The sequence below is a fragment of the Streptomyces sp. CNT360 genome (assembly GCF_000424785.1).
Window position 1 is genome coordinate 90,047 of the sequence record NZ_AUKO01000030.1, and the last position, 23,954, is coordinate 114,000.

Consider the following 23,954-nt stretch of genomic DNA (forward strand, 5'->3'; position numbering starts at 1 on the left):
CATGGCGCGTTCCGACTGCCCGCCCCAACCTGCCCTTTCTGCAACCTCGTTGAAGAACCCCCGCTGATCTGCGAGGAGCCGGCGGCCCTGACGACGGTGAAAGGGCAGGTGAACGAGGAGGGGCCGCCGTCTCCCCCTTCATTACCTGCACGCGTCAGCGTTCGGACCGCCTTCCCGGACGGTCCCCGCCGCCCTCCGCGTCTTGTGGAAGGCATTTCCTCATCTCACCTCCGGCCGGGCGCCGGTAGTACGCTGAATTGGCCGAAGGAACGCCCTTGACCCGCCGACAGCGGGCAGGGAGCACACATCCTGGGAGTGACGCCATGCTGCGCACCATGTTCAAGTCCAAGATCCACCGGGCCACCGTGACCCAGGCCGACCTGCACTACGTCGGCTCCGTGACCGTCGACGCCGAACTGATGGGCGCCGCCGACCTGCTGCCCGGCGAGCTGGTCCACATCGTCGACATCACCAACGGCGCCCGCCTGGAGACCTATGTCATCGAGGGCGAACCGGGGTCGGGCGTCCTCGGCATCAACGGGGCGGCCGCCCATCTCGTCCACCCCGGCGATCTGGTGATCCTCATCAGCTACGCACAGGTCGACGACGCGGAGGCGCGTGCGCTGGTGCCCCGCGTCGTCCACGTGGACGCGGACAACCGCGTGGTGGGACTCGGCGACGACGCCGGGGAGCCGGCCCGGGGCTCCGGCACGGTGCGGGCGCCGCATGCGGTGGCCCCGCACGCGGCGGTGGGAGCCTGACCGGCCGTCCGCCATGGCGCGGGGGCGTCATGCGGTGGTGGAAGGCCGGACCGGTCGGCCGGCGCGACGCGGGGCCGGATGCGGTGGCCGGGGACGAGGCGTCCGCCATGGCGCCGAGGTCATATGGTGGGGCGGGCCGGTCGGTTGACTTCACGTGCGGTTCATGTTTCAGCCTGGCCCCGACAGGACACCGCACGAGGGCCCGGATCCGCGGGCCCGGCCTGACGGGAGCTGACCGCACCATGCCCTCCGCCACCCACCCCTTCACGGACGCCGAGCGCACCTACCTGACCGGCCAGATGCTGGGCCGCCTCGCCACGATCGGCCCCGACGGCACCCCGCAGAACCGGGCCCTGGGGTTCCGTCTGAACGACGACGGCACCATCGACCTCGGCGGCCCGTGGGTCGTGCGTACCCAGCGCTACCGCAACGTACGGCGCAACCCGCGGGTGAGCTTCGTCGTGGACGACCTGACCCCCGACGAACCTGGCCGGATCAAGCCCGGGATGGGCCGCGGGGTGGAGATCCGGGGCGTGGCGGAGACCACCCGCGCCACCACCTCGCCCGTCGACCCGTCCTGGCCCGCCGACGTCATCCGCATCCATCCCACCCGCATCCTGAGCTGGCACATCGACCCGGAGACCCCGGACGGGTACAGCCGGGACGTGGGCTGAGGACCGAGGCCGGGTGCCGGGTCCTTCGCCGGTGCTGCGGCGGCGCGGGCGGCAGCGCAGTGGGCGACAGCGCCTCAGGCGGGGCGGAGTGGGGTGGTGGCATCCCGCGTTCAGTGGTCGAAGACCTCCCCGAAGTGGAGGCCGGCGGTGCCGGTGAAGCCGAAGTCGGCGCCGTTGAACGACGTCACGCCGGTGGTCGTCAGCCCGGACGAGGCGCCCCGCAGAACCCAGACGGCGCCCACGTCCGGCACGGTGCCGATGTCCTCGCCCCCGGCGGCGCCGAACAGGTCGCCCTTGCCGTCCTTGCCGACGTCCGCGAGGTGTACGCCGGAGCCGAAGCGGTCGCCGTCCTCCGCGGCGCCGGGCACGCCGGTGGCTTCCTGGTCGAACGTCTGCGCCCCGGTGGCGGACACACCGCCGGCGGAGCCCTTGAGCAGGACGACGGCGCCGGCGTCCGTACCGCGTACGGCCTCGGAGGGGACACCCACGGCGATGTCCGCGTAACCGTCGCAGGTCACGTCGCGCACGGACACGGCGGCACCGAAACGGTCGCCCTTCTCGTCGGTGCCGGGGACGCCGGGGGTGGACTGGTCGTAGGCGACAGGCTTCCGGCCGGTGCCCAGACCGTCCGGGGCGCCCCACCGGACGGTGACCGAACCCCCGCCTCCCCGGCCGTCCGCCGGCTCGCCGGTCACCAGGTCGGTCGTGCCGTCCTTGTCGACGTCGCCGGTCGCGAGAGACCGCGTCGTTCTGGCGCCGCCGTCGGAGAGGACGTCGTGGTAGCAGCCGATGTCGCCGGGACCGCCGCGGAAGGTCGCCAGGTAGTCGCCGCCGTCCCCGGCCCCCTTCCCGCGCTTGCCGTACACGACGTAGTCACTGTTCCCGGTGCCCGAGCCGCCGCCCGAGAAGTGCCCCGCGGCGACACCGTCCAGCCGCACGTCCCCGGGGAGGAAGCTGTCCTCCAGGGGGAGCGCCACGTCGCTGCCGTCCCCCTTCGGCGTCGACTCCGCGTGCCACCAGAAGTGGCGCCCGCCGACGACCTGGAGCTGCGCGGTACCGTCCCCGTCCAGGTCGCTGAAGGCGGCGCCCTGGCCGAAGTTGCGGTCGCCGGCGGCGGGAGCGTTCAGTGCGATACCGCCGCTCGTGAGCCCCTTCGCACCGCTCCAGAGGATCGAGAGGCTGCCATCGGCTTGCCGTCCACCTTCTCGTAGGGCGCGCCGACGATCAGGTCGGCGCAACCGCCGTGGTCCACGTCGCCACTGGTGACGTTCTCCCCGGACTGGTCGCCCGCCTCCGCCACCCCCGGCACACCGGCGGTGTCCTGCGTGAGCCGTACCGAACGGGACGGTGAGACGCCGGAGGGCGAACCGTACGCCACGACGACGGCCCCCGTTTTGCCGTCGGCCGCCGGTACGCCGATGGCGGTGTCGGCGTAGCCGTCCTTGTTGAAGTCCTCGCGTGCGGTGCCTTCGCGTGCGGCCTCCTGGCGCGGCGGGGAGGGGGTGGCTCCAGCCGCTTGGCCGGTGGCGGTCGGAGCCGATGCCGCCGGGCCCGCCGACGCCACGGGGATCACAGGACCACCAGCGGCAAGCGCTGTGAGCGCCCCTGCCGTGACGAGTGCGCGCTGACGCATGCGGGGTCCCCTTCCGATGACTGCCGATTTTGGTCTCCTGAGCCCGGTTCGAGAACTCGGGCACTTCGATGCGGTCAACGGTTGTGGTGCGAGGGGGGCGTGAGGCGGCCCGCACGCAGAAGCTTCAGCGTCCGGCAGTCCCTGACGGTGGTGCCTGGCGATGGTGCCGGTGAACCAGGACGCTCCGCCCTACGTGGTGATCTCCAACCCGTGGCGACTACAGAACAAGGGAGATGCCATGGAACGGTTCATGACTCTCATGGGCATGATGAACGACTCGGCCCCCCGTGGGCGCACGCCGCGTGCGGACGCCGAGCGGCACATACGTGGAGTGCTGGCCGCGAACGGTTACGACCCGGACCGAGGGGACACCGTGGCGCACGGTGTCCTGGGCAACATCTCCAACCTTCGTGCCGTCTTCGGGGAAAGGGGTGCCCGCAACGTCGCCGAAGAGGTCTTCATGCGGCCGGAGCTGACACAGTATTACCTGCGTCCGTCTTCCGACAGGGAGGCGCACGGGGTGGTCACCGACGTCGAAATGAGGTACTGGGGGCGCGAGAACCGGACCAATCCGTCAGAAGGTACCCGGGCCGCTGTCATGTTCGACCGGGACACCCGCATCGCGCTGCAGCAAGGCCAAGCCACGTTCAACAGGGAAGGCCACCTGCTGCTGGACCAGTACCGGGCGGAGATGAATCCGTCAGCCCACGCCCAAGCCTCCATGCACATGGCTCGGGCCTCTCAGCACCGTCAGTCTCACCAGCCTTCCTCATCCCCGGCCGGCACCACATACCCGGGGCAGTCTTCGGGCAGCCACAGGAGCCATGGGGGCCGCGGTCAGAAGCGCCGCTGACGAGTGGGTCCGCTCCCGGCTGTCCGGTGGTCCGCTCGCGTATGAACCTCCGCGCGGCATGAGTGGCAGTAGCCGAAGTCCGGTGCGCGGAAGGTGCGGTCGCAGCACGGATGCTCCTGAAGCGGTACCCCGCGGTACCCCGCGGTACCCCGCGGTACCCCGCGGTACCCCGCGGTACCCCGGCGGGGAAGCGGGGAGGGGCGGGTCAACTGCCGTGAGGCGATGGGAGAGCAGGCCCGCCGGGCTACGGAGAGGCCCGGCGGGCAACTGCGAGGTCGGCGCACGGCGTGCGGCCTCGGGATCCGCGCCGCGACGCAGCCAAGTGTCCACAGCGGGGGAGAGGCGGGCCACGTCCTTCTCCGACAGCAGGAGCCGGTCGTCGTCCCGGCGGGGCGCGGCGAGGAGACCACTGACTGCGGCGCTGCCTGCCGGACGGGGCCGTACGACGTGTGCGGGCGCCCCGGAAGCTGTGGACGACCGCTCAGCTGTGTCCGGGCCCGCTGCGCCGCTTGGGACGGCTGCGCTGGCTGATGGGCCTGCGCCGCCAGGGGCGCTTGCGGTGCCTGTTGCCCCGTAGCGCCTGGGACAGCGTAAATGCCGCCGCCCCGAGCCGTGCCCCCGTCCGCCTTCGGGCAGCGCCCCTTCGGGGCCGGGAGAGCGGCGCGCTCCGGGCGCGGGTTGTCGTACGACACCGTGTGCGTGTCGATCCGTCCATTTCCTCCCCGCCGCTCGGCGCGCCGCAGATACCTGCGAACCTCCAACTCGCGCAGCGCGGCGGTGATCCGGGTCTCACCCTCCGGGAAGCGGGCGGTCAGTGACGTGACGTCCACCCTGCTGCCGTCCGGTACCGACGGGATGCGCACGGCGGGTGCGATCGTGGGGAGCGAGAGTACGCGGTGCTGGGCGCGAGGTGGTTGCCGACCACGATGAAGCGTGCACGGTGCAGGAACCTTGCGTGCGTCAGACCATGAGCGCCGGAGTCGCGGGGCCTGCCCGGTGGCTCGGCGCCGCGGGGCACCGGCTCGGTGCTGCGGGCACCGATGTGTCGTGATGCCGATGACGACGGTAGGGCGCGCGGACAGGCACGTTGAGCTGCTGGACAGCCGTCGGGAAGGTCCTTGCTTCCTTGGTGGTCAGGCCCTCGTTCGGGATGGCAGTCCTGGCCGGGGTCGTTGCCTGTGTGGAGTTGCGGGTCGCGCCTGCGAGGTGTGACGCGTGACTCCGGCTGGGACCTATGCAACTCAACCGACTCGCAGTCCACCGAAGTTGATCACGTAAGCGCTCACGCGGGCGTACGCGGCGACGCAGGGCTGGTGGTCCGTAAGGCCGAGGTGACGTTGCCGTCGGCAGGAGCGAGTGGCGAGATCGGCCCATGTCAGCCGTTCCCCCTCGACAATCCGCGGTCGTGCATGCGACCGACGTCCATGTCCGGGACGGCCTCGGCCTCCTGGCTACAGGACCGGGAGAGGGCAACGGCCTCGGCACTCGTTTCACGGGGGTGTGGGGCTGGGGCGGGTCTTGGGAGTCGGCGTGGTCGACGGGCTCAACGGCGGTGCGGCCGGGCCGGGTGGTCACACCGGCTTCGCGGGCGTGGAATCCACCTTCCAGGGATCCCGCGGCAGAGCGGCATTGAGGAACTCGTTGTTCTCGCGGGCCCACTCCGCCATCGGATTGCCGACTCGGGGCGTACGCCAGTTGCCAGACTTCCGCCTCGTGCTCAAGTTCTGTTCCCACTGTTCGAGGTCGCTGCCCTGGTACAGCTGGGTGAGCATCGGCACGTCGTAGCGGATGCTGTAACGGCTGGGTCCTTTCCAGCCGTCTTCCGTGATTTTCGAGTACGCGCCCATGATGGCGGCGATGTACTGGATCGACCCCTCATCGGTGCTGAGCAGCTTCTCCCGTTCCGGGACGCTTCGCTGCGGCAGGTAGCCCCGCTCCTCGATCTGCCGGACGAGCGGGAAGTCGGCATGGACCTTGCCCGGTCCGAACGATGCATTCGGCACCTTCGTACCGATGCCTGTGCCGGCGAGCATGTCGGCCGGAATGTGTTTCACGTTCTTCATGGCCTCCCAGGCGATGGCCGCGGCGATCGCCTGATTCCACTTCCGGGCCTCCGCGATGATGCTCGCCCGGTGCATGTCCATCCAGCTCAACACCGCGTCCTCCTCGCGCGAGAACGGGGTGCCGTCGGGGCGCTGCCGGCCGGCGCGGGGCAACAGATTGGCGTCCCACAACTCTATGGAGAGTGCCGCCGGATCGGTGGGGGCCGGCTCGGCGGGCTGCGGCGTGGGCGTGGGCGACTCCGACAACTTTCAGAAGACGCCCTCGACAGTGCACAACTTCGCACTCGTCTTCGTCCGCTGCATGTGGTGCACCCGGCTCTGGCGCGTCTGCAACTCCGTCGACTGGCTGCGGGGACGTTCGGCCAGAGTGCGGATACGCAATGCGGGCGAGGTGTCGACGTGCATCCTGGTCAGCTCTTCCCACAGGTCTCCGGCGAGCTGTTCGAGCAGGAACGCGGCGCGCGCGTGGCCGCTCACCAGGGTGTCGAAGGCCGGCGTCTTGGCGCCGGAGAAGTGGGGGTCGTCCGCGGGGAAGCTCATGGCTTCCCCGGCATGGTCGCAAGCTTCGCCTGGGCGTCCTGAACCGCCTTGGTCAGCTGAGCCTGCAACGTGTGCCTGTCGGCACGTACGGCGTCATGGAAGCGGCGGGCGACAGGCCCCACCCAGGCGTCGTCGTCCATGATCCGGCACGAGGCGTCCAGCGCGCGCCAGCAGTCGTCCGACAGACGCTGGATTCGCTGCACGGTGCGTTGTGCCTCTTGACGGGCTCCATCGGGCATCTGCATCCCCCTCCTCCCGGAGGCTATGGCAGCCGCACCCCGGCGTCGTCCCCCCACTGGTTCGACGACGCCCTCAACTTTCGCGGTATGCGGGGACGTTGGTCCTGGAGGGGAGAGGGCGGGGGCCTGCCTTTCGATGCGCGCAGACACCGTGCACTGTCGCTGTCCTGGTGGAGCGCGCTGAGCCCCGGCGGCTCGCGATCAGCGTTCAGGACCACGGCGTGCGTCTCGTCGCGGACCTGGAGTCGGGTGACCTCCCGGTCCCACCACGAGAGATGCTTCACCTGGTCGACGAACCCCGCAAGGCCCTCCACCTCGACCCCCGCCACACCGACGACTTTCGCCATGCCCTGCCCTCCTGATGGGCGAGCCTGCCCACCTTCTCGCCATGGTCGGTATCCCGTTCGCTGCAAAGGTCGTCCGGCGGCGCGAGCGTGATTCGGAGCCGTCGGTGCAGGCCGCGAGCAGGGCGACGAGCCGTACCCAGACCGCGTTCGGTGCCCCGTCTTGCGAGACAGGGGCATCCGCCGGACTCCGCGGTTGCAGGTCATGCGAGGAGCCAGTGGAGATTCTCAGGAAGATTCCCTCAGGTCGGCGAGGGAGGACCTGATGACGTCCCTGTGATCCTGAAGATCATCCATCTCAAGCGCCCTCTCCAGGTAATAGATTGAACGGGAGTGGAGATGTGCGCATGCGATGCCGCACATGAGGATCAGGTCGATGCAAGCAGTCCGTGACTCCGTCTTTGTGCCCGTCTCCAGGATCTCGACGTAAGCGGGATACCCAAGTGAGACCTCATTCAGCATCGCTGTCTCGCTGGCCGGGCCGTAGACCCGTGGGTCCTCTTCGTCCACCGTTGCCGCAGAAATATCGGACAGGATTCCCAGGATCAGATCCTCGTTGTGCTCGGTGCTCCGCCACAGGCAATGCACCAGCGCGGTCGCGAGCGGTACAGCGGCTTCGCACAACAGGCCGTTGGCGAAAACGTACCGTTGTACCTGGTGAGCTGCGGAAGCGGCCGAGTCGCGATCGTTCGCCCCGCTGAGAGCGCGCACCGCCAGGTCGAGTCCGTCGGCGGCACCGGTTACTCCCTGGAGAGAACCCCAATCGTGCCTTCTAAGTTCAAGTTCCATTCGTTCTCCTGGGTGGATGCATCTGCCTAATCGTGGGCTCTTAGTATGTCGGAATCAAATACTGTGCCGGGTTCCTTGAAGGGGCCGCGTCCGTACAGTGATTCGCATGTGAGGCAGATGTTGATGGATTCGCCTGTTCGCGGGCGAACGGCTGACGTGAAGACGACCTTCGAAGGGTCGCCGCCCAGTCGATTGATGACGCTGGCTTCGGCGCACGCACCTCTTCCCAGCTCCCCCGACGCGCCGGCGGCGTATTGGCCGGTTTCTATGTTGTATCCACCAGTGACAGTGGCCGGCCGCTTTCGGTTGGACAGCTTCGCAGCTTCTTCTGCGTAGCTGTCCCGAAGCTCCTGGGCCCTGGTCATCAATTCGTCGTGGCTCAGCCCGGCACCGTCCTTCGGTCCGGGGCACGGACCAGGGCTGAGCCCTAGCGGGTCGGCCGCCGCGTGCGGGTTGCCCACATAAGTTATCGGATTCGGTGCCGGCTCCAGCCCCAGGGGATCCGGGCTGGCATACCGTGCTGTTTCCGGATCGTAATGGCGGAAGTAGTTGTAGTGCAGGCCCGTCTCCGGGTCGTAGTACTGCCCCGGGAAGCGCAGAGGGGTGTAGGTGGAACTGTCACTGTTCCATGCTGTCGTGCCCCACAGAGTTGACCGAGTGCGCCAGGCCACCCTGCCTTGTTCATCGACCAGTTCTCTGGGCGTGCCCACGAGATCGGTGACAACGGCATAGAAGCGAGCGTCTACCTCAAGTTTGGCCGCCTCATCAGCCAGGCGTTCAGTCTGGGTAAGCGCGGCGGTCCCGTCGTAGTCCCATGTCAAAGTCACCGGGTGGGGGAGAGCCGAGCCGGACGTCGTCTGCTCGATTAGTGTCGGACCGTCCCAGACGAAGAGTGTGGTCTCGACCCGTTGCTCGCCTGCCATGCGGTGTTTCGCCGTGCGGCGGCCCAGAGGGTCGTACTCGTAGCACCAAGTAGTTCCGTCCGGGGTCACGACGTGAGTCAGCCGGTCCTCCGCGTCCCAGTGGTACCGCCAGGTGGCGGGCTTCTTGGAAAGACGCGATTTCTGCCGCAAAGTGATGCGGCCGGCTTCGTCGTTCTGATAGCGAACACGGCCTGCGGCCTTGATCGCCGTGCCTTCGTACCTCCGCGCGCCGATCGACTCAGGGGCTGCATGGGTGCGCGGCCAGGTTGCTTCGGTCTGGTTCCCCGCCTCGTCGTACGCGTAGCGCTCTGTCCAGTTGCGGGCATGGACTGCGGTGACGCGGCCGACGGCGTCCAGGTCGAAGACGGTCCGGCCGGCGAGGTGGTCCTCGATCCCTGTCAGGTATCCGTCTGGTCGATAGCTGTACTTACGCTGCTGGATTGTGCTCTGCGCGGTCAGGGCCTGCTCGGTCAGACGTCCTGCTGAGTCCCACGATTGACTGAAAGTGAGGCCCTCCTCGCCGACTCGCCGTGCTGTCTCGCGGCCCGCGGTGTCGTGGGTGAAGGCAAGGGTGTGCCCGGACGCCGTCAGCGACGTGCGGTTGCCCGCCGGGTCGTATGTGCTTGTGGAGACGGCACCCGTCGGGGTGACGCGACGTGTTCGGCGGCCCACCGCGTCGTAAGAGTGGGTCAGTACACGGCCGTTGACCAGTTCGGCCTTGATGCGCCCGAGCTTGTCGCGTTGGAAGCGCAGGTCTGAGCCCGGACCGACCGCCTCCACCAGGCGGCCGGCGGAGTCGTACGCAAAGGTGGTCACTGCACCGGCCACGTCCCGGCGGATCGTGCGGCCGAGTGCATCCCTCTGGAAGGTGATCTCCTCACCCAGCGGCGTCGTCCGACGCACGAGACCCCCGCAAGCGTCCAGCTCGTACCGCTGCGTCCGGTTGTCGAAGTCCGTCTCCGCAGTCAGGCGACCTGCGGGATCGTAGGAGTAGTCCCAGTTCAGCCCCTGTGGGTTGGTGACCCGCGTCAACCGCAGTTCCGCGTCGTACGCGAACTCGTAGCGAACGCCTTCCGGGTCCGTGCGCGCTTTCAACGCATCGAAATGGGTGTACTCGTACCGGGTCTCGCCGCCCACCGCGTCCACATGACGGGTGCAGTTTCCCTCGCCGTCCCACTCCCAGAACTCTGTCGCGCCGTCGGGCGTCCGGCGTGAAGAAAGGTGTCCTTCGACCGTCCAGGTCAGCTCCGTGCAGGCTCCCAACGGATCGACGATCCGTACTGGGCGACCGAACGCATCGCGCGTATACCAGGTCGTCGCTCCCAAGGGGTCGGTGATCTCGACTGGGAGCCCCACCGCGTCACAGCGCACGGACGTGATCGCGCCCAGGGCATCTGTGACGGAGGAGATGTGGCCCTGGGCGTCGTAAACAAAACGGGTGGTGTGGCCTGTCGGGTCGGTCAACGCGGTGCGGTTGCCACTGGCGTCGTACTCCTGACGCCAGATCGCTCCGTCAGGGGCGATTGTCGTGATCGGAAGGCCGAGATCGTCCCGGTGGATCACCAGAGCCGTACCGTCAGGACGGGTGACGGTAGCCACGCGGCCCGCCTTGTCGTACGTGTATCGCGTCGTCCGGCCCAGCGCATCGGTACGCGAGACCGCACGGCCGAGCCCGTCCCGCTCGGTGCTGCTGCGGTGGCCCAGTGCATCGACCTCGCCGACCTTGTGTCCCTGCCGGTTGAACAGGTGCCGGGTCTTGTGGCCGGCGGGTGTTGTCACCGTCGTGACCCGGTGGCCCGTGGCCTCGTCCACGCCGTCGTAGTCGACGCGGATCTGCATGTGCCCCGCGGTGCCGCCCTCGGCGATGACGCGGTGGACGTTGTCGTACACGTAGTCGTAGCGCCGGTCGTTCGTGTCGGTCCACGAGATGATGCGCTGCTCGTCATCGTAGGAGAAGCGCAGCGGCAGCCCACAGGAGTTGGTGACCTGCGTCAGGTTGCCGTCGGTGTAGCCGTAACGCATCACCGTCGTGTCGGCGTCCGCGCCGGCCAGGGCCAGCGTCGTCACCCGGTCGTCCTCGACCGTCAGCCGCACCACGTAGCCGCCGCTGTGGACGAGGCGCACGGGCGCACCCGTCTGCGCGTCGTACTCGAAGGTGACGCTGTGGCCGTTGCGGTCCGTGAGCTGTTCGATCCGGGCCGTGCCGTCGCCCTCGGAGTCCGGCCCGCCCTCCGGCGGGGCGAAGTGGCGGACCCACCCCGTCTCCGGGTCCGTCAGCGTGTACCCGCCGTCCGGCGTCCGCTCCAGCGGCATGCGGGCCGCGCCCGCCGTCGGGAGCGTCGGTACCCCGGGAGCCGGGTGCGGGAACGACAGCAGGCGGCCGTCCTCCGCGACGAAGACGACGCCCTCCGCGTCGACTTCCAGCCGTTGGTCGACCGTGGACGACCACGAGGGACCGAACCAGTGGCCGAGCCGGCAGCCGGACTCCGCGTGCCGGGAGAAGACGAGCGGGAGCGAGCCGGGGAGTTCCAGGTCGGTCTGGGGCAGGAACATCAGTCCTGTGGACAGGTCGACCGGGTCGGTGCCGTTGGCGCACCTGCGCTCCGGGGGTGTCCCCGACTCGTGCGGGCCCTTCTTCCTGAGCCCCTTCCGCGCTGCCGACAGCTCCTTCACCGTCTTCGCGGCCCGCCCCGCCTTCGTCGCCAGCCCGGCGCCCTTGGTGCCCAGCAGCTCGGGGATGAGCCGCCCGGTGCCCTCGGCGGGGTCCTTCTGGAAGGCGTCCAGCATCTGCTTGCCCGCCCCGACCGGGTCGTTGGCCATGCGCATGATGCCCGTCGTCGTCGAGTTGAGGTTGGTGAGGTACTCGGCGGGGTGGGTGATGTTGTACGGGTCGGTGGGGTTGAGGCCGCGGGCGAAGTTCACCACGCCTGCCGCGCCCTTGACGATGCCGCCGGAGACGTGGACGGCGTCCAGCTTCAGTCCCTCCAGGCCGTCGCCCGCCTGGTCCCAGTAGTCGGGCTTGGGAGGGGCCGCGTCGCGGGCGGCCTTGACGGCCTTCTGGGCGACGCCCGCGGCCGTGTTCCGCTGGGAGCGGGCCTCCTTCAGCTGGTCCTCGGCGTCGTCCTTCTTGTCGTCCTTGTACTTGATGACGGCCTCGCGGGCCTGGCCCTGGGCCCACTCCACGGTGTGGGCGAAGTCCTCCAGTGCGCCGGCGGCCTTGCCGCAGGCCTCGGCGGCCTTGGTCCACTTCGCCGGCTCCAGGCCGACCTTGTCCCAGAACGCCTCGGCGGCCTTCCCCTTCAGCGTCCCCTTGGGGAGGCCCTTGAGGCCCTTGACGACGTTGTCGAAGGCGGTCTGGAAGTCCTTGAGGTGCTGGGCAGTCGAGCGGATCCGGCTCGGACTGCCGTAGACCAGCTTCTTGGGGTCCTCCGTCTCGTCGAGCTGGAGTTCGGCGGTCTCCGCTCCCATCCGGTTGGCCACCGAACGGGACTTCTCCCGGGTCCAGTCGGCGCCGCTCTCCCAGCCGGCGTCGTCCATCCGGTCGGCGCTCCAGTTGCCGAACCCCTCGACGCCGTCACCGACCTTCTCGGTCAGCTGCTCGGCCTTGTCCTCGACGGAGTCCGGTACGAAGTCCCGCCAGCCCATCAGCCCTGACCCCCCTGGTCGCCGTCCTGCTGCTGCGCGGCCTCCGTCCGCTGCTCGGGGGAGGGGCCGAAGTACTTGTCCTGCTGGGCGGCGACCTCCTCGTCGCTGACGCCGGCGGCCTCCTGGGCGATGTCCACGTACATGCCGCCGCGGCCCTTCGTCGTCAGCTCGCGGCCGGTGTCCTTCCAGTCCTGCGAGATGTCGTCGCCCGCCTGCCGGAAGGAGTCGCCGCTCCAGTCGGGCGCGTCCGGCGTCACGATGTCGCCCCAGCCCTGCTGGGCGACCTCCTCCTCGGTCGCGTGCGGGTTGCCCGTCAGCGAGTTCAGGCCGACCTTGAGGGCGCCCTCCGCGTAGTGGTCCTCCTCGTAGGCCATGCCCGCGGAGAGGCCGAGCTTCTCGGCGAGGGCGTTGGCGTTCTGGACGAGGGCGCGCACGCCCCACTCCCACTTCTCGCAGAAGTCCTCGAAGTCGGCCGACAGGCCGTGGTGCCCCATCTCCATGCCGGTGAGGGACAACTCCTCGAAGCCCGCGCCCTGGAGGGAGGACGTCGCGGAGCTGCCGGACTGCTTCAGCTCGTCGATGGCGCCCTTGAGGCCCTTCTCGATCAGGCCGAGGGACTCCTTGTTCCAGACGACGCCCTCGTCGCCGCTCCTGGGGTCACTCATCGGCCGCTCCGCTCGGCGGGGCCGGGCGCGTCCGTGTCCACGGCGGCCTCGTCCGGGACGATGCCCCGCACCGGCGGGAAGAGCATGGAGCCGTCCTCGTCGGCGACGTCGACGGCCACCCCGGTCGGGACCTCCAGGGCGGGGATCACCGCGTCCAGCAGGCGGGCGCCGAGGACGGAGACGTACTCCCACTCCTCGTCGGCCGCCGGCTCCCCGCGGCGGCCGGGACCGCCGCCCCGCTGCTGGCCGCGCTGCCGCGCGAACCGCGAAAGTGCCGCCTCGTCCGTGAAGGCGAAGATCCAGTGGATGCCGCCGTAGCTGCCCGCCATCGGGCGGGGCTCGCCGGCGGCGGGCCGTACAGTGGGCACCAGTACGGCAGTGCGGCGGAACTCGCCCACCAGTGCGGCGGGGTCACCCGTTCCGGCACGTGTGGCGGCTATCTCGTCCGGAAGCTCCATCCCCCGCCCCCTGCGTTCCCCGGCGTATCCGTTGTGTGAGCAGTCACCACGGTAAGCGTGAGCGGGTACGTTCACGCAAGGTCATCGCTGCTGATCATGGTGCCGGGCCACCCCCGGCGGGGCGGCGGGCGCGAACGGGCCGACCCGTGATAATGCCCGGATTGGCCAGCGCCAATCCCGCTGTGGCACACTGTCCAGGTTGCTCGGTTGAGTGCCGATGCTGCGCGCCTCCCGCCGGGAGGACCGGAAGCGAGTCCCAGGTATTCGTCGTCCCTCATCAGGGGCGGAAGTACGGGAATCTTCCGGGAAGCGTAGGAGGGGCTTCCAGCCAGGCACCCGGTGGGTTTCTCCCCCGGCTTCTTCCTTTTACGGAACCTTCGGGGCCGTCAGGCCGCGGAGGCGTATTCGTGCGGAGACGTGCGAGAGGGAAGCCGACACGCCCGACCGCGTGGGTCGCAGACCGCGCGGCAGGCGGGGCGAGAGACGGACGGGGTACCAGAGCGTGACGAGAGACAGGACTACGAAGTAGCCATGGCGGGACAGAAGATCCGCATCAGGCTCAAGGCCTACGACCACGAGGTCATCGACAACTCGGCGAAGAAGATCGTCGAGACGGTGACCCGCACGGGTGCGTCGGTCGCCGGCCCGGTGCCGCTGCCCACAGAGAAGAACGTGTACTGCGTCATCAAGTCGCCGCACAAGTACAAGGACGCGCGCGAGCACTTCGAGATGCGCACCCACAAGCGCCTGATCGACATCCTCGACCCGACTCCCAAGACCGTTGACTCGCTGATGCGCCTGGACCTCCCGGCCGGCGTCGACATCGAGATCAAGCTCTGAGGGGTGTCGTAGAAGATGGCTAAGCAGATCAAGGGCGTCCTGGGCGAGAAGCTCGGCATGACCCAGGTCTGGGACGACAACAACCGCGTCGTCCCCGTGACCGTCGTCAAGGCCGGGCCCAACGTCGTCACCCAGGTCCGCACCGCAGACAGGGACGGCTACGAGGCCGTCCAGATCGCCTTCGGCGAGATCGACCCGCGCAAGGTGAACAAGCCCCTCAAGGGCCACTTCGCCAAGGCCGACGTCACTCCCCGCCGCCACCTCGTGGAGATCCGCACCAACGACTCCGCCGAGTACACCCTCGGTCAGGAGCTGGGCGCGGACACCTTCGAGTCCGGCGTCAAGGTCGATGTGACCGGCAAGTCGAAGGGCAAGGGCTTCGCCGGCGGCATGAAGCGCCACGGCTTCCACGGCGGCAAGGCCTCCCACGGCGCGCACCGCGTGCACCGCAAGCCGGGCGCCATCGGTGGCTGCGCCACCCCGGGCCGTGTCTTCAAGGGCACCCGCATGGCCGGCCGGATGGGCAACGAGCGGGTCACCACCCAGAACCTGACCGTCCACGCCGTTGACGCGGAGAAGGGTCTGCTGCTCATCAAGGGCGCAGTCCCCGGTCCGAACGGCGGCCTCGTCCTGGTCCGTACCGCGGCCAAGGGGGCTTGAGGAACCGATGAGCACCATTGACATCCTTTCGCCGGCCGGCGAGAAGACCGGGACCGTCGAGCTCCCCGCGGAGATCTTCGACGTGCAGGTCAGCGTTCCGCTGATCCACCAGGTCGTCGTCGCCCAGCTGGCCGCGGCCCGCCAGGGCACGCACAAGACCAAGACCCGCGGCGAGGTCCGCGGCGGCGGCAAGAAGCCGTACCGCCAGAAGGGCACCGGCCGCGCCCGCCAGGGTTCGACCCGCGCTCCGCAGTTCGCCGGCGGTGGCACCGTGCACGGTCCCGTCCCGCGGGACTACGCGCAGCGGACCCCGAAGAAGATGAAGGCCGCCGCCCTGCGCGGTGCCCTCTCCGACCGGGCCCGTCACGGCCGCGTCCACGCCGTGTCCGGTGTGGTCGAGAGCGAGGTCTCCACCAAGGCGGCCAAGGCGCTGCTCGGCAAGGTCAGCGAGCGCAAGCATGTGCTGCTGGTCGCCGAGCGGAGCGACGAGCAGACCTGGCTGTCCGCCCGCAACCTGCCCCAGGTCCACATCCTGGAGCCGGGCCAGCTCAACACGTACGACGTGCTCGTCTCCGACGACGTGGTCTTCACCAAGGCCGCGTTGGAGTCCTTCGTCGCTGGCCCCAAGGCCGACACCGAAGGGAGCGAGGCCTGATGGCTACGCGTCACCCGAGCATTGCCTCCAAGGCAGCGAAGGCCGCGAAGGCCGCCCGCACCGCCAAGGCCGCCCGCCGGGCTGCCGAGGGACCGGGCCCGCTCGCGCCGGCCGAGCCGAGCAAGACCTTCACCGACCCGCGTGACCTGCTGCTGCGGCCGGTCGTCTCGGAGAAGAGCTACGCGCTGCTGGACGAGAACAAGTACACGTTCATCGTCGACCCGCGGGCGAACAAGACCCAGATCAAGCAGGCCATCGAAGAGGTCTTCTCGGTCAAGGTCGCCGGCGTGAACACGATCAACCGACAGGGCAAGCGCAAGCGCACCCGCACCGGTTACGGCAAGCGCGCCGACACCAAGCGCGCCATCGTGACCCTCGCCGAGGGCGACCGTATCGACATCTTCGGCGGCCCGGCCTCCTGACGGAGGCGGGGACGTTCTGAAGTCCGGAATATTCCGAGGACTGAGAAATGGGTATCCGCAAGTACAAGCCGACGACTCCTGGCCGTCGTGGCGCCAGCGTCGCCGACTTCGTCGAGATCACGCGGTCCACGCCGGAGAAGTCGCTGGTCCGCCCGCTGCACAACAAGGGCGGCCGTAACAACGCCGGCCGTGTGACCGCCCGCCACCAGGGCGGTGGCCACAAGCGCGCCTACCGCGTGATCGACTTCCGTCGGCACGACAAGGACGGCGTGCCGGCGAAGGTCGCGCACATCGAGTACGACCCGAACCGCACCGCGCGCATCGCGCTGCTGCACTACGTGGACGGCGAGAAGCGCTACATCCTCGCCCCCCGCGGCGTCCAGCAGGGCGACCGGGTCGAGAACGGTCAGGGCGCCGACATCAAGCCGGGCAACAACCTGCCGCTGCGCTACATCCCGGTCGGTACGACGATCCACGCGATCGAGCTGAACCCGGGTGGCGGCGCCAAGTTCGCGCGCTCCGCCGGTGCTTCGGTGCAGTTGCTGGCGAAGGAGGGCCGCATGGCCCACCTGCGCATGCCGTCCGGTGAGATCCGCCTGGTCGACGCCCGCTGCCGCGCCACCGTCGGCGAGGTCGGCAACGCCGAGCAGTCGAACATCAACTGGGGCAAGGCCGGCCGCATGCGCTGGAAGGGCGTCCGCCCGACCGTCCGCGGCGTGGTCATGAACCCGATCGACCACCCGCACGGTGGTGGTGAGGGTCGTACCTCCGGTGGCCGCCACCCGGTCTCGCCGTGGGGTCAGAAGGAGGGCCGTACGCGCTCGCCGAAGAAGGCCAGCAACAAGTACATCGTCCGCCGCCGCAAGACGAACAAGAAGCGCTAGGAGGCGGGTTTTAGATGCCGCGCAGTCTCAAGAAGGGGCCCTTCGTCGACGACCACCTCGCCAAGAAGGTGGACGTCCAGAACGACGCGGGCACCAAGAACGTCATCAAGACCTGGTCTCGCCGCTCGATGATCGTCCCGGCCATGCTGGGCCACACGATCGCGGTGCACGACGGCCGCAAGCACGTCCCGGTGTTCGTCACCGAGTCGATGGTCGGCCACAAGCTCGGCGAGTTCGCGCCGACCCGCACCTTCCGCGGCCACGTCAAGGACGACCGCAAGTCGCGTCGTCGTTGACGGGCGGGGTGTGTAGATCATGACTGACACCGAAGGGACAACCATGGAAGCCAGGGCCTCCGCGCGCTATGTGCGCGTCACGCCCATGAAGGCCCGCCGGGTGGTGGACCTTGTCCGTGGCATGAATGCCACGGAGGCTCAGGCGGCCCTGCGTTTCGCCCCGCAGGCCGCGAGCGTGCCCGTGGGCAAGGTGCTGGACAGCGCCATCGCCAACGCCGCGCACAACTACGACCACACGGATGTCGACAACCTCGTCATCTCCGAGGCCTACGTCGACGAGGGCCCGACCCTGAAGCGGTTCCGGCCGCGCGCCCAGGGCCGCGCCTACCGGATCCGTAAGCGGACGAGCCACATCACCGTGGTCGTGAGCAGCAAGGAAGGAACCCGGTAATGGGCCAGAAGGTAAACCCGCACGGGTTCCGGCTCGGCATCACCACCGACTTCAAGTCGCGCTGGTACGCCGACAAGCTCTACAAGGACTACGTCAAGGAAGACGTCGCGATCCGCAAGCTGCTCACCCAGGGCATGGAGCGGGCCGGCATCTCCAAGGTGGAGATCGAGCGCACGCGTGACCGCGTCCGCGTCGACGTCCACACCGCCCGCCCGGGCATCGTCATCGGCCGCCGCGGCGCCGAGGCCGACCGCCTGCGGGGCAACCTGGAGAAGCTCACCGGCAAGCAGATCCAGTTCAACATCCTCGAGGTGAAGAACCCCGAGACGGACGCGCAGCTCGTGGCCCAGGCGGTCGCCGAGCAGCTCTCCTCCCGGGTCTCCTTCCGCCGTGCCATGCGCAAGAGCATGCAGACGTCGATGAAGGCCGGTGCCAAGGGCATCAAGATCCAGTGCGGCGGCCGTCTCGGCGGTGCCGAGATGTCGCGCTCGGAGTTCTACCGCGAGGGCCGGGTGCCGCTGCACACCCTGCGTGCCAACGTCGACTACGGCTTCTTCGAGGCCCGGACGACCTTCGGCCGCATCGGTGTGAAGGTGTGGATCTACAAGGGTGACGTCAAGAACATCTCCGAGGTGCGGGCCGAGAACGCCGCGGCGCGTGCGGGCAACCGTCCGTCGCGCGGTGGCAACGACCGTCCCCGGCGGGGTGGCGAGCGTCGCGGCCGCAAGCCGCAGCAGAACCAGCAGGCCGAGGCTCCCAAGGCGGAGTCCGTGACGCCCGCCGGTGCTGCCGCCGAGCCGAGCGCTTCCGGAAAGGAGAGCTGACCCATGCTGATCCCGCGCAGGGTCAAGCACCGCAAGCAGCACCACCCGAAGCGCACGGGTATGGCCAAGGGTGGTACCGAGGTCGCCTTCGGCGAGTACGGGATCCAGGCCGTCACCGGCGCCTACGTGACGAACCGGCAGATCGAGGCAGCTCGTATCTCCATGACCCGTCACATCAAGCGTGGTGGCAAGGTGTGGATCAACATCTACCCGGACCGCCCGCTGACGAAGAAGCCCGCCGAGACCCGCATGGGTTCCGGTAAGGGTTCGCCGGAGTGGTGGATCGCGAACGTCAAGCCGGGGCGCGTGATGTTCGAGCTGTCCTACCCGAACGAGAAGATTGCTCGTGAGGCGCTCACCCGCGCAGCTCACAAGCTTCCGATGAAGTGCCGCATCGTGCGGCGCGAGGCAGGTGACGCGTGATGGCGGCCGGAACCAAGGCGTCCGAGCTGCGCGAGCTGGGCGACGAGGAGCTTGTGAGCAAGCTCCGCGAAGCCAAGGAAGAGCTGTTCAACCTCCGCTTCCAGGCGGCGACCGGACAGCTTGAGAACCACGGCCGGCTCAAGGCCGTCCGCAAGGACATCGCCCGGATCTACACCCTGATGCGTGAGCGCGAGCTGGGCATCGAGACGGTGGAGAGCGCCTGATGAGCGAGACGAACGTGACAGAGAAGACAGAGCAGCAGCGCGGCTTCCGCAAGACCCGGCAGGGTCTGGTCGTCAGCGACAAGATGGACAAGACCGTCGTCGTCGCCGTCGAGGACCGCGTGACGCACGCGCTGTACGGCAAGGTCATCCGCCGTACGAACAAGCTCAAGGCGCACGACGAGCAGAACGCTGCCGGTGTCGGCGACCGCGTCCTCCTGATGGAGACCCGGCCGCTGTCCGCCACCAAGCGCTGGCGCATCGTCGAGATCCTCGAGAAGGCCAAGTAGGCGATTTCCCGCGAGGGAATCGGCATGAATGCTGCCTGGAGCCCGTCCCGGGTTCGCAGGTTCGTTCCGCCAGGCTCGGCAGGGGTCGCCCGATGAGGGAGATCCCTGCCGGGAACCGGCAGACATACAGGAGATAGACGTGATCCAGCAGGAGTCCCGGCTTCGCGTCGCCGACAACACGGGTGCCAAGGAGATCCTCACCATCCGTGTGCTCGGCGGTTCAGGCCGGCGCTACGCGGGCGTCGGTGACGTCATTGTCGCTACCGTCAAGGACGCGATCCCCGGTGGGAACGTGAAGAAGGGCGACATCGTCAAGGCCGTCATCGTGCGCACCGTCAAGGAGCGCCGCCGTCCGGACGGTTCGTACATCCGGTTCGACGAGAACGCCGCCGTCATCCTCAAGAACGACGGCGACCCTCGCGGCACCCGCATCTTCGGCCCGGTGGGCCGCGAGCTGCGCGAGAAGAAGTTCATGAAGATCATCTCGCTCGCGCCGGAGGTGCTGTGACCATGAAGATCAAGAAGGGCGACCTGGTTCAGGTCATCACCGGTAAGGACAAGGGCAAGCAGGGCAAGGTCATCGTGGCCTACCCCCGCGAGGACCGCGTCCTGGTCGAGGGTGTCAACCGGGTCAAGAAGCACACGAAGGCCGGTCAGACGGCCCGCGGTTCGAAGACCGGCGGCATCGTGACGACCGAGGCCCCCATCCACGTCAGCAACGTTCAGCTGGTCGTGGAGAAGGACGGCAACAAGGTCGTGACCCGCGTCGGATACCGCTTCGACGACGACGGCAACAAGATCCGCGTTGCCAAGCGGACCGGTGAGGACATCTGATGACTGCCACCACCACTCAGGCCCCCCGCCTGAAGCAGCGCTACCGCGCAGAGATCCAGGGCAAGCTGCAGGAAGAGTTCTCGTACGAGAACGTCATGCGGATCCCGGGTCTGACCAAGATCGTGGTCAACATGGGTGTGGGCGACGCCGCCCGCGACTCCAAGCTGATCGAGGGCGCCATCAAGGACCTCGCCACGATCACCGGTCAGAAGCCGGCCGTCACCAAGGCCCGCAAGTCCATCGCGCAGTTCAAGCTGCGTGAGGGGCAGCCGATCGGCGCCCACGTGACGCTGCGCGGCGACCGGATGTGGGAGTTCCTGGACCGCCTGCTGTCCCTCGCACTGCCGCGCATCCGCGACTTCCGCGGACTGTCGCCCAAGCAGTTCGACGGGCGGGGCAACTACACCTTCGGTCTCACGGAGCAGGTCATGTTCCACGAGATCGACCAGGACAAGATCGACCGGGTCCGGGGCATGGACATCACCGTGGTCACCACGGCGACCAGCGACGACGAGGGTCGTTCCCTGCTTCGTCACCTCGGCTTCCCGTTCAAGGAGAACTGACCATGGCGAAGAAGGCTCTGATCTCCAAGGCCAGCCGCAAGCCGAAGTTCTCGGTGCGTGCCTACACGCGCTGCCAGCGCTGCGGCCGTCCCCACTCCGTCTACCGCAAGTTCGGCCTGTGCCGCGTGTGCCTTCGCCAGATGGCGCACCGTGGCGAGCTGCCGGGCGTGACCAAGAGCTCCTGGTAGTCCCACCCGGCGGCCCGACCGGCACCCCTGACGGGGTGCCCTGGGGCAGCGGGTATTTGGGGATTGCTCGAAGCTCTCGGTAAGCTGAAAAGTCGCTTACTACGCCGTAGGTCCCCCGCGACGCACCCGTCCTGTCGTCGGCCGCAAGGCCGGCGGACGGGGAGAGGGACGACGCAGACAGGGAAACCCCGGCGAGAGAGGCCGAAGGCCATCACATGACCATGACCGATCCGATCGCAGACATGCTGACACGTCTGCGGAACGCGAACTCGGCGTACCACGACACCGTCGAGATGCCGCACAGCAAGATCAAGTCGCACATCGCGGAGATCCTCCAGCAGGAGGGCTACATCACCGGCTGGCGGACCGAGGAGGCCCAGGTGGGCAAGAGCCTCGTCCTGGAGCTGAAGTTCGGCCCGAACCGCGAGCGCTCGATCGCCGGCATCAAGCGGATCTCGAAGCCGGGTCTGCGGGTCTACGCAAAGTCCACCAACCTGCCGAAGGTGCTGGGCGGTCTCGGCGTGGCGATCATCTCCACGTCGCACGGCCTGCTCACCGACAGGCAGGCAGGCAAGAAGGGCGTGGGCGGGGAAGTCCTCGCCTACGTCTGGTAACGGAAGGGAACGGAGGTAAAGCCATGTCGCGAATCGGCAAGCTCCCCATCCAGGTTCCCGCCGGTGTGGACGTCACCATCGATGGCCAGACGGTCGCGGTGAAGGGCCCCAAGGGCTCGCTCTCGCACACCGTTGCCGAGCCCATCGAGATCGCCTCGGGCGAGGACGGCGCACTCGTCGTCAGCCGCCCGAACGACGAGAGCCGGAACAAGGCCCTGCACGGTCTGTCCCGCACGCTGGTGGCGAACATGATCACTGGCGTGACCACGGGATTCACCAAGGACCTCGAAATCAGCGGTGTCGGCTACCGCGTCCAGGCGAAGGGCTCCGACCTGGAGTTCTCGCTGGGCTACAGCCACCCGATCCTGGTGGAGGCCCCGGAAGGGGTTTCCTTCAAGGTCGACTCCCCGACCAAGTTCACGGTCGAGGGCATCGACAAGCAGGTGGTCGGCGAGGTCGCCGCGAAGATCCGCAAGCTGCGGAAGCCCGACCCCTACAAGGCCAAGGGCGTGAAGTACGCGGGCGAGACCATCCGCCGCAAGGTCGGAAAGGCTGGTAAGTAAGCCATGGCATACGGCGTGAAGATCGCCAAGGGGGACGCCTACAAGCGGTCCGCCACCAAGCGCCGCCACCTTCGCATCCGCAAGAAGGTCTCGGGCACTTCCGAGCGCCCCCGTCTTGTGGTGACGCGCACCAACCGCGGTATCACCGCCCAGGTGATCGACGACGTCGCCGGCCACACCGTGGCCTCCGCGTCGCACCTGGACGGCGCCATCCGCGGCGGTGAGGGTGACAAGAGCGCCCAGGCCCAGCAGGTCGGTTCCCTGGTCGCCGAGCGCGCGAAGGCCGCGGGTGTCGAGGCTGTCGTCTTCGACCGTGGCGGTAACAAGTACGCAGGGCGGATTGCCGCTCTGGCTGACGCCGCCCGCGAGGCCGGGCTCAAGTTCTGAGCCCCGGTTCCGTGAGCTAGCGGACAAAGAGAGAGGTAATTCCAATGGCTGGACCCCAGCGCCGCGGTGGCGGCGCCGGTGGCGGCGAGCGGCGGGACCGTAAGGGCCGGGACGGCGGCGCTGCCGCCGAGAAGACCGCGTACGTTGAGCGCGTCGTCGCGATCAACCGTGTCGCCAAGGTTGTGAAGGGTGGTCGTCGCTTCAGCTTCACCGCGCTGGTCGTGGTGGGCGACGGTGACGGCACCGTGGGTGTCGGGTACGGCAAGGCCAAGGAGGTGCCGGCCGCCATCGCCAAGGGTGTGGAGGAGGCCAAGAAGCACTTCTTCAAGGTCCCGCGTATCCAGGGCACCATCCCGCACCCGATCCAGGGTGAGGAAGCCGCGGGTGTCGTGCTGCTCAAGCCGGCCTCGCCCGGTACCGGTGTGATCGCCGGTGGCCCGGTGCGTGCCGTGCTGGAGTGCGCGGGCATCCACGACGTGCTGAGCAAGTCGCTCGGCTCGGCGAACCCGATCAACATCGTGCATGCCACGGTGGCGGCGCTCCGCGGGCTCCAGCGCCCGGAGGAGATCGCGGCCCGCCGTGGTCTGCCGCTGGAGGACGTGGCCCCTGCGGCTCTGCTGCGGGCGCGTGCTGGGGTGAGCGCGTAATGGCTCGCATCCAGATCACGCAGACCCGTTCCGTCATCGGGACCAAGCAGAACCACCGTGACACGCTGCGGACCCTCGGTCTCAAGCGCGTCAACGACGTGGCCGTCCGCGAGGACAACGCCGTCGTGCGCGGTCAGGTGCACACCGTGCGCCACCTCGTGACGGTCGAGGAGGTCGACTGACATGGGTGACAACCCGCTGAAGGTCCACAACCTCCGTCCGGCCCCCGGGGCCAAGACCGCCAAGACCCGCGTGGGTCGCGGTGAGGCCTCCAAGGGCAAGACGGCGGGCCGTGGCACCAAGGGCACCAAGGCCCGGTACCAGGTTCCGGAGCGCTTCGAGGGTGGGCAGATGCCGCTGCACATGCGGCTGCCCAAGCTCAAGGGCTTCAACAACCCGGCGCACAAGCAGTTCCAGGTCGTGAACCTGGACAAGCTGGCCGCCCTCTACCCCGAGGGTGGTGAGGTCACGGTGGCCGACCTGGTCGCCAAGGGCGCCGTACGCAACAACGAGTTGGTCAAGGTGCTCGGCTCCGGTGACGTCTCGGTCGCGCTGACGGTGACCGTCGACAAGGTCTCCGGCTCCGCCAAGGAGAAGATCACCGCCGCCGGCGGCACCGTCACCGAGCTCCTGTGAGTTCGTTGACCAGGTGAACGACAGGCCGG

At 68.6% G+C, this 23,954-nt stretch carries 34 protein-coding genes; 24 read left to right on the forward strand and 10 right to left on the reverse strand.

The window, feature by feature from the left end:
- The first annotated feature begins 323 nt into the window (after window positions 1-323).
- The gene (gene panD / locus H297_RS0122560; protein WP_027738902.1) at window positions 324-761 is read left to right on the forward strand and encodes an aspartate 1-decarboxylase; all 438 of its coding nucleotides are present in this window, start codon (window positions 324-326) and stop codon (window positions 759-761) included.
- A 242-nt stretch (window positions 762-1,003) separates the two neighbouring features.
- Entirely contained in the window at window positions 1,004-1,435 is a 432-nt protein-coding gene (locus H297_RS0122565; RefSeq protein WP_027738903.1) for a PPOX class F420-dependent oxidoreductase, read from the forward strand.
- 110 nt (window positions 1,436-1,545) lie between these two features.
- Here H297_RS0122565 and H297_RS41985 read toward each other — a convergent pair whose 3' ends face one another.
- Both H297_RS41985 and H297_RS44500 read right to left on the reverse strand, forming a co-directional pair.
- Window positions 1,546-2,673 (reverse strand): FG-GAP repeat protein, encoded by a 1,128-nt coding sequence (locus H297_RS41985; protein WP_486589625.1) that lies wholly within the window; start codon window positions 2,671-2,673, stop codon window positions 1,546-1,548.
- Window positions 2,559-3,068, reverse strand: a complete 510-nt coding sequence (locus tag H297_RS44500; RefSeq protein ID WP_486589626.1) for an integrin alpha — start codon at window positions 3,066-3,068, stop codon at window positions 2,559-2,561. The genes H297_RS41985 and H297_RS44500 overlap by 115 nt, the downstream gene beginning before the upstream one ends.
- A gap of 160 nt (window positions 3,069-3,228) precedes the next feature.
- Between H297_RS44500 and H297_RS0122575 the strand changes: the two genes are divergently transcribed.
- Complete coding sequence (locus H297_RS0122575; RefSeq protein ID WP_158693720.1) at window positions 3,229-3,921, forward strand: hypothetical protein; 693 nt, start codon at window positions 3,229-3,231, stop codon at window positions 3,919-3,921.
- Between the two features lie 1,571 nt (window positions 3,922-5,492).
- Here H297_RS0122575 and H297_RS0122580 read toward each other — a convergent pair.
- From H297_RS0122580 to H297_RS0122615, 8 genes are all read right to left on the reverse strand, one after another.
- Entirely contained in the window at window positions 5,493-6,230 is a 738-nt protein-coding gene (locus H297_RS0122580) for a hypothetical protein (protein ID WP_027738905.1), read from the reverse strand.
- A gap of 3 nt (window positions 6,231-6,233) precedes the next feature.
- A complete protein-coding gene (locus H297_RS0122585; protein ID WP_027738906.1) occupies window positions 6,234-6,524 on the reverse strand; it encodes a hypothetical protein in 291 nt (96 codons plus the stop codon).
- A complete protein-coding gene (locus H297_RS0122590) occupies window positions 6,521-6,769 on the reverse strand; it encodes a hypothetical protein (RefSeq protein ID WP_027738907.1) in 249 nt (82 codons plus the stop codon). Before H297_RS0122590 ends, H297_RS0122585 begins: the two co-directional genes overlap by 4 nt.
- Before the next feature lie 17 nt (window positions 6,770-6,786).
- Window positions 6,787-7,110: a hypothetical protein gene (locus H297_RS43795; RefSeq protein WP_064744861.1), complete on the reverse strand. Its 324-nt coding sequence runs from the start codon at window positions 7,108-7,110 to the stop codon at window positions 6,787-6,789.
- A gap of 225 nt (window positions 7,111-7,335) precedes the next feature.
- Complete coding sequence (locus tag H297_RS0122600; protein WP_027738908.1) at window positions 7,336-7,896, reverse strand: hypothetical protein; 561 nt, start codon at window positions 7,894-7,896, stop codon at window positions 7,336-7,338.
- Window positions 7,897-7,922: 26 nt separating this feature from the next.
- A complete protein-coding gene (locus H297_RS37895) occupies window positions 7,923-12,464 on the reverse strand; it encodes a putative T7SS-secreted protein (RefSeq protein WP_078514464.1) in 4,542 nt (1,513 codons plus the stop codon).
- On the reverse strand, window positions 12,464-13,129 hold the full coding sequence (locus H297_RS0122610; protein WP_027738909.1) for a hypothetical protein: 666 nt from the start codon (window positions 13,127-13,129) through the stop codon (window positions 12,464-12,466). Before H297_RS0122610 ends, H297_RS37895 begins: the two co-directional genes overlap by 1 nt.
- Window positions 13,126-13,587, reverse strand: coding sequence for a hypothetical protein (locus H297_RS0122615; protein ID WP_027738910.1), 462 nt, complete (start codon window positions 13,585-13,587; stop codon window positions 13,126-13,128). The genes H297_RS0122610 and H297_RS0122615 overlap by 4 nt, the downstream gene beginning before the upstream one ends.
- Window positions 13,588-14,118: 531 nt before the next feature.
- Here H297_RS0122615 and rpsJ point away from each other — a divergent pair.
- The 21 genes from rpsJ to rplO all read left to right on the forward strand — a co-directional run bounded on the left by rpsJ (window position 14,119) and on the right by rplO (window position 23,925).
- Window positions 14,119-14,427, forward strand: a complete 309-nt coding sequence (rpsJ, locus tag H297_RS0122620) for a 30S ribosomal protein S10 (protein ID WP_016909683.1) — start codon at window positions 14,119-14,121, stop codon at window positions 14,425-14,427.
- 15 nt (window positions 14,428-14,442) lie between these two features.
- Window positions 14,443-15,087 carry a 50S ribosomal protein L3 gene (rplC, locus tag H297_RS0122625; protein WP_027738911.1) on the forward strand — a complete coding sequence of 215 codons (645 nt, stop codon included), beginning with the start codon at window positions 14,443-14,445 and terminating at the stop codon, window positions 15,085-15,087.
- 7 nt (window positions 15,088-15,094) lie between these two features.
- Window positions 15,095-15,742: a 50S ribosomal protein L4 gene (rplD, locus tag H297_RS0122630; protein WP_027738912.1), complete on the forward strand. Its 648-nt coding sequence runs from the start codon at window positions 15,095-15,097 to the stop codon at window positions 15,740-15,742.
- The gene (rplW, locus tag H297_RS0122635; protein ID WP_027738913.1) at window positions 15,742-16,164 is read left to right on the forward strand and encodes a 50S ribosomal protein L23; all 423 of its coding nucleotides are present in this window, start codon (window positions 15,742-15,744) and stop codon (window positions 16,162-16,164) included. Before rplD ends, rplW begins: the two co-directional genes overlap by 1 nt.
- A gap of 47 nt (window positions 16,165-16,211) precedes the next feature.
- Window positions 16,212-17,048, forward strand: a complete 837-nt coding sequence (gene rplB / locus H297_RS0122640; RefSeq protein WP_027738914.1) for a 50S ribosomal protein L2 — start codon at window positions 16,212-16,214, stop codon at window positions 17,046-17,048.
- A gap of 14 nt (window positions 17,049-17,062) precedes the next feature.
- The gene (gene rpsS, locus H297_RS0122645) at window positions 17,063-17,344 is read left to right on the forward strand and encodes a 30S ribosomal protein S19 (protein WP_027738915.1); all 282 of its coding nucleotides are present in this window, start codon (window positions 17,063-17,065) and stop codon (window positions 17,342-17,344) included.
- Between the two features lie 43 nt (window positions 17,345-17,387).
- Window positions 17,388-17,735 carry a 50S ribosomal protein L22 gene (gene rplV / locus H297_RS0122650; protein ID WP_027738916.1) on the forward strand — a complete coding sequence of 116 codons (348 nt, stop codon included), beginning with the start codon at window positions 17,388-17,390 and terminating at the stop codon, window positions 17,733-17,735.
- Window positions 17,735-18,559: a 30S ribosomal protein S3 gene (rpsC, locus tag H297_RS0122655; RefSeq protein ID WP_027738917.1), complete on the forward strand. Its 825-nt coding sequence runs from the start codon at window positions 17,735-17,737 to the stop codon at window positions 18,557-18,559. Before rplV ends, rpsC begins: the two co-directional genes overlap by 1 nt.
- Before the next feature lie 3 nt (window positions 18,560-18,562).
- Window positions 18,563-18,982 (forward strand): 50S ribosomal protein L16, encoded by a 420-nt coding sequence (gene rplP / locus H297_RS0122660; RefSeq protein ID WP_019354945.1) that lies wholly within the window; start codon window positions 18,563-18,565, stop codon window positions 18,980-18,982.
- Window positions 18,982-19,206, forward strand: a complete 225-nt coding sequence (rpmC, locus tag H297_RS0122665; RefSeq protein ID WP_016473420.1) for a 50S ribosomal protein L29 — start codon at window positions 18,982-18,984, stop codon at window positions 19,204-19,206. Before rplP ends, rpmC begins: the two co-directional genes overlap by 1 nt.
- A complete protein-coding gene (gene rpsQ, locus H297_RS0122670; RefSeq protein WP_027738918.1) occupies window positions 19,206-19,493 on the forward strand; it encodes a 30S ribosomal protein S17 in 288 nt (95 codons plus the stop codon). Before rpmC ends, rpsQ begins: the two co-directional genes overlap by 1 nt.
- 139 nt (window positions 19,494-19,632) lie before the next feature.
- Window positions 19,633-20,001, forward strand: a complete 369-nt coding sequence (gene rplN / locus H297_RS0122675; RefSeq protein WP_027738919.1) for a 50S ribosomal protein L14 — start codon at window positions 19,633-19,635, stop codon at window positions 19,999-20,001.
- Between the two features lie 2 nt (window positions 20,002-20,003).
- Complete coding sequence (gene rplX, locus H297_RS0122680) at window positions 20,004-20,327, forward strand: 50S ribosomal protein L24 (RefSeq protein ID WP_027738920.1); 324 nt, start codon at window positions 20,004-20,006, stop codon at window positions 20,325-20,327.
- Window positions 20,327-20,890, forward strand: coding sequence for a 50S ribosomal protein L5 (gene rplE, locus H297_RS0122685; RefSeq protein ID WP_027738921.1), 564 nt, complete (start codon window positions 20,327-20,329; stop codon window positions 20,888-20,890). The genes rplX and rplE overlap by 1 nt, the downstream gene beginning before the upstream one ends.
- A gap of 2 nt (window positions 20,891-20,892) precedes the next feature.
- Window positions 20,893-21,078 carry a type Z 30S ribosomal protein S14 gene (locus H297_RS0122690; RefSeq protein WP_027738922.1) on the forward strand — a complete coding sequence of 62 codons (186 nt, stop codon included), beginning with the start codon at window positions 20,893-20,895 and terminating at the stop codon, window positions 21,076-21,078.
- Between the two features lie 215 nt (window positions 21,079-21,293).
- A complete protein-coding gene (gene rpsH, locus H297_RS0122695; protein WP_027738923.1) occupies window positions 21,294-21,692 on the forward strand; it encodes a 30S ribosomal protein S8 in 399 nt (132 codons plus the stop codon).
- 23 nt (window positions 21,693-21,715) lie between these two features.
- Window positions 21,716-22,255: a 50S ribosomal protein L6 gene (gene rplF, locus H297_RS0122700; protein ID WP_027738924.1), complete on the forward strand. Its 540-nt coding sequence runs from the start codon at window positions 21,716-21,718 to the stop codon at window positions 22,253-22,255.
- Window positions 22,256-22,258: 3 nt separating this feature from the next.
- The gene (rplR, locus tag H297_RS0122705) at window positions 22,259-22,642 is read left to right on the forward strand and encodes a 50S ribosomal protein L18 (protein WP_027738925.1); all 384 of its coding nucleotides are present in this window, start codon (window positions 22,259-22,261) and stop codon (window positions 22,640-22,642) included.
- Window positions 22,643-22,686: 44 nt separating this feature from the next.
- The gene (gene rpsE, locus H297_RS0122710) at window positions 22,687-23,289 is read left to right on the forward strand and encodes a 30S ribosomal protein S5 (protein ID WP_027738926.1); all 603 of its coding nucleotides are present in this window, start codon (window positions 22,687-22,689) and stop codon (window positions 23,287-23,289) included.
- Window positions 23,289-23,471 (forward strand): 50S ribosomal protein L30, encoded by a 183-nt coding sequence (rpmD, locus tag H297_RS0122715; protein WP_027738927.1) that lies wholly within the window; start codon window positions 23,289-23,291, stop codon window positions 23,469-23,471. Before rpsE ends, rpmD begins: the two co-directional genes overlap by 1 nt.
- Window position 23,472: 1 nt before the next feature.
- Window positions 23,473-23,925, forward strand: coding sequence for a 50S ribosomal protein L15 (gene rplO, locus H297_RS0122720; RefSeq protein WP_027738928.1), 453 nt, complete (start codon window positions 23,473-23,475; stop codon window positions 23,923-23,925).
- Window positions 23,926-23,954: the final 29 nt, after the last annotated feature.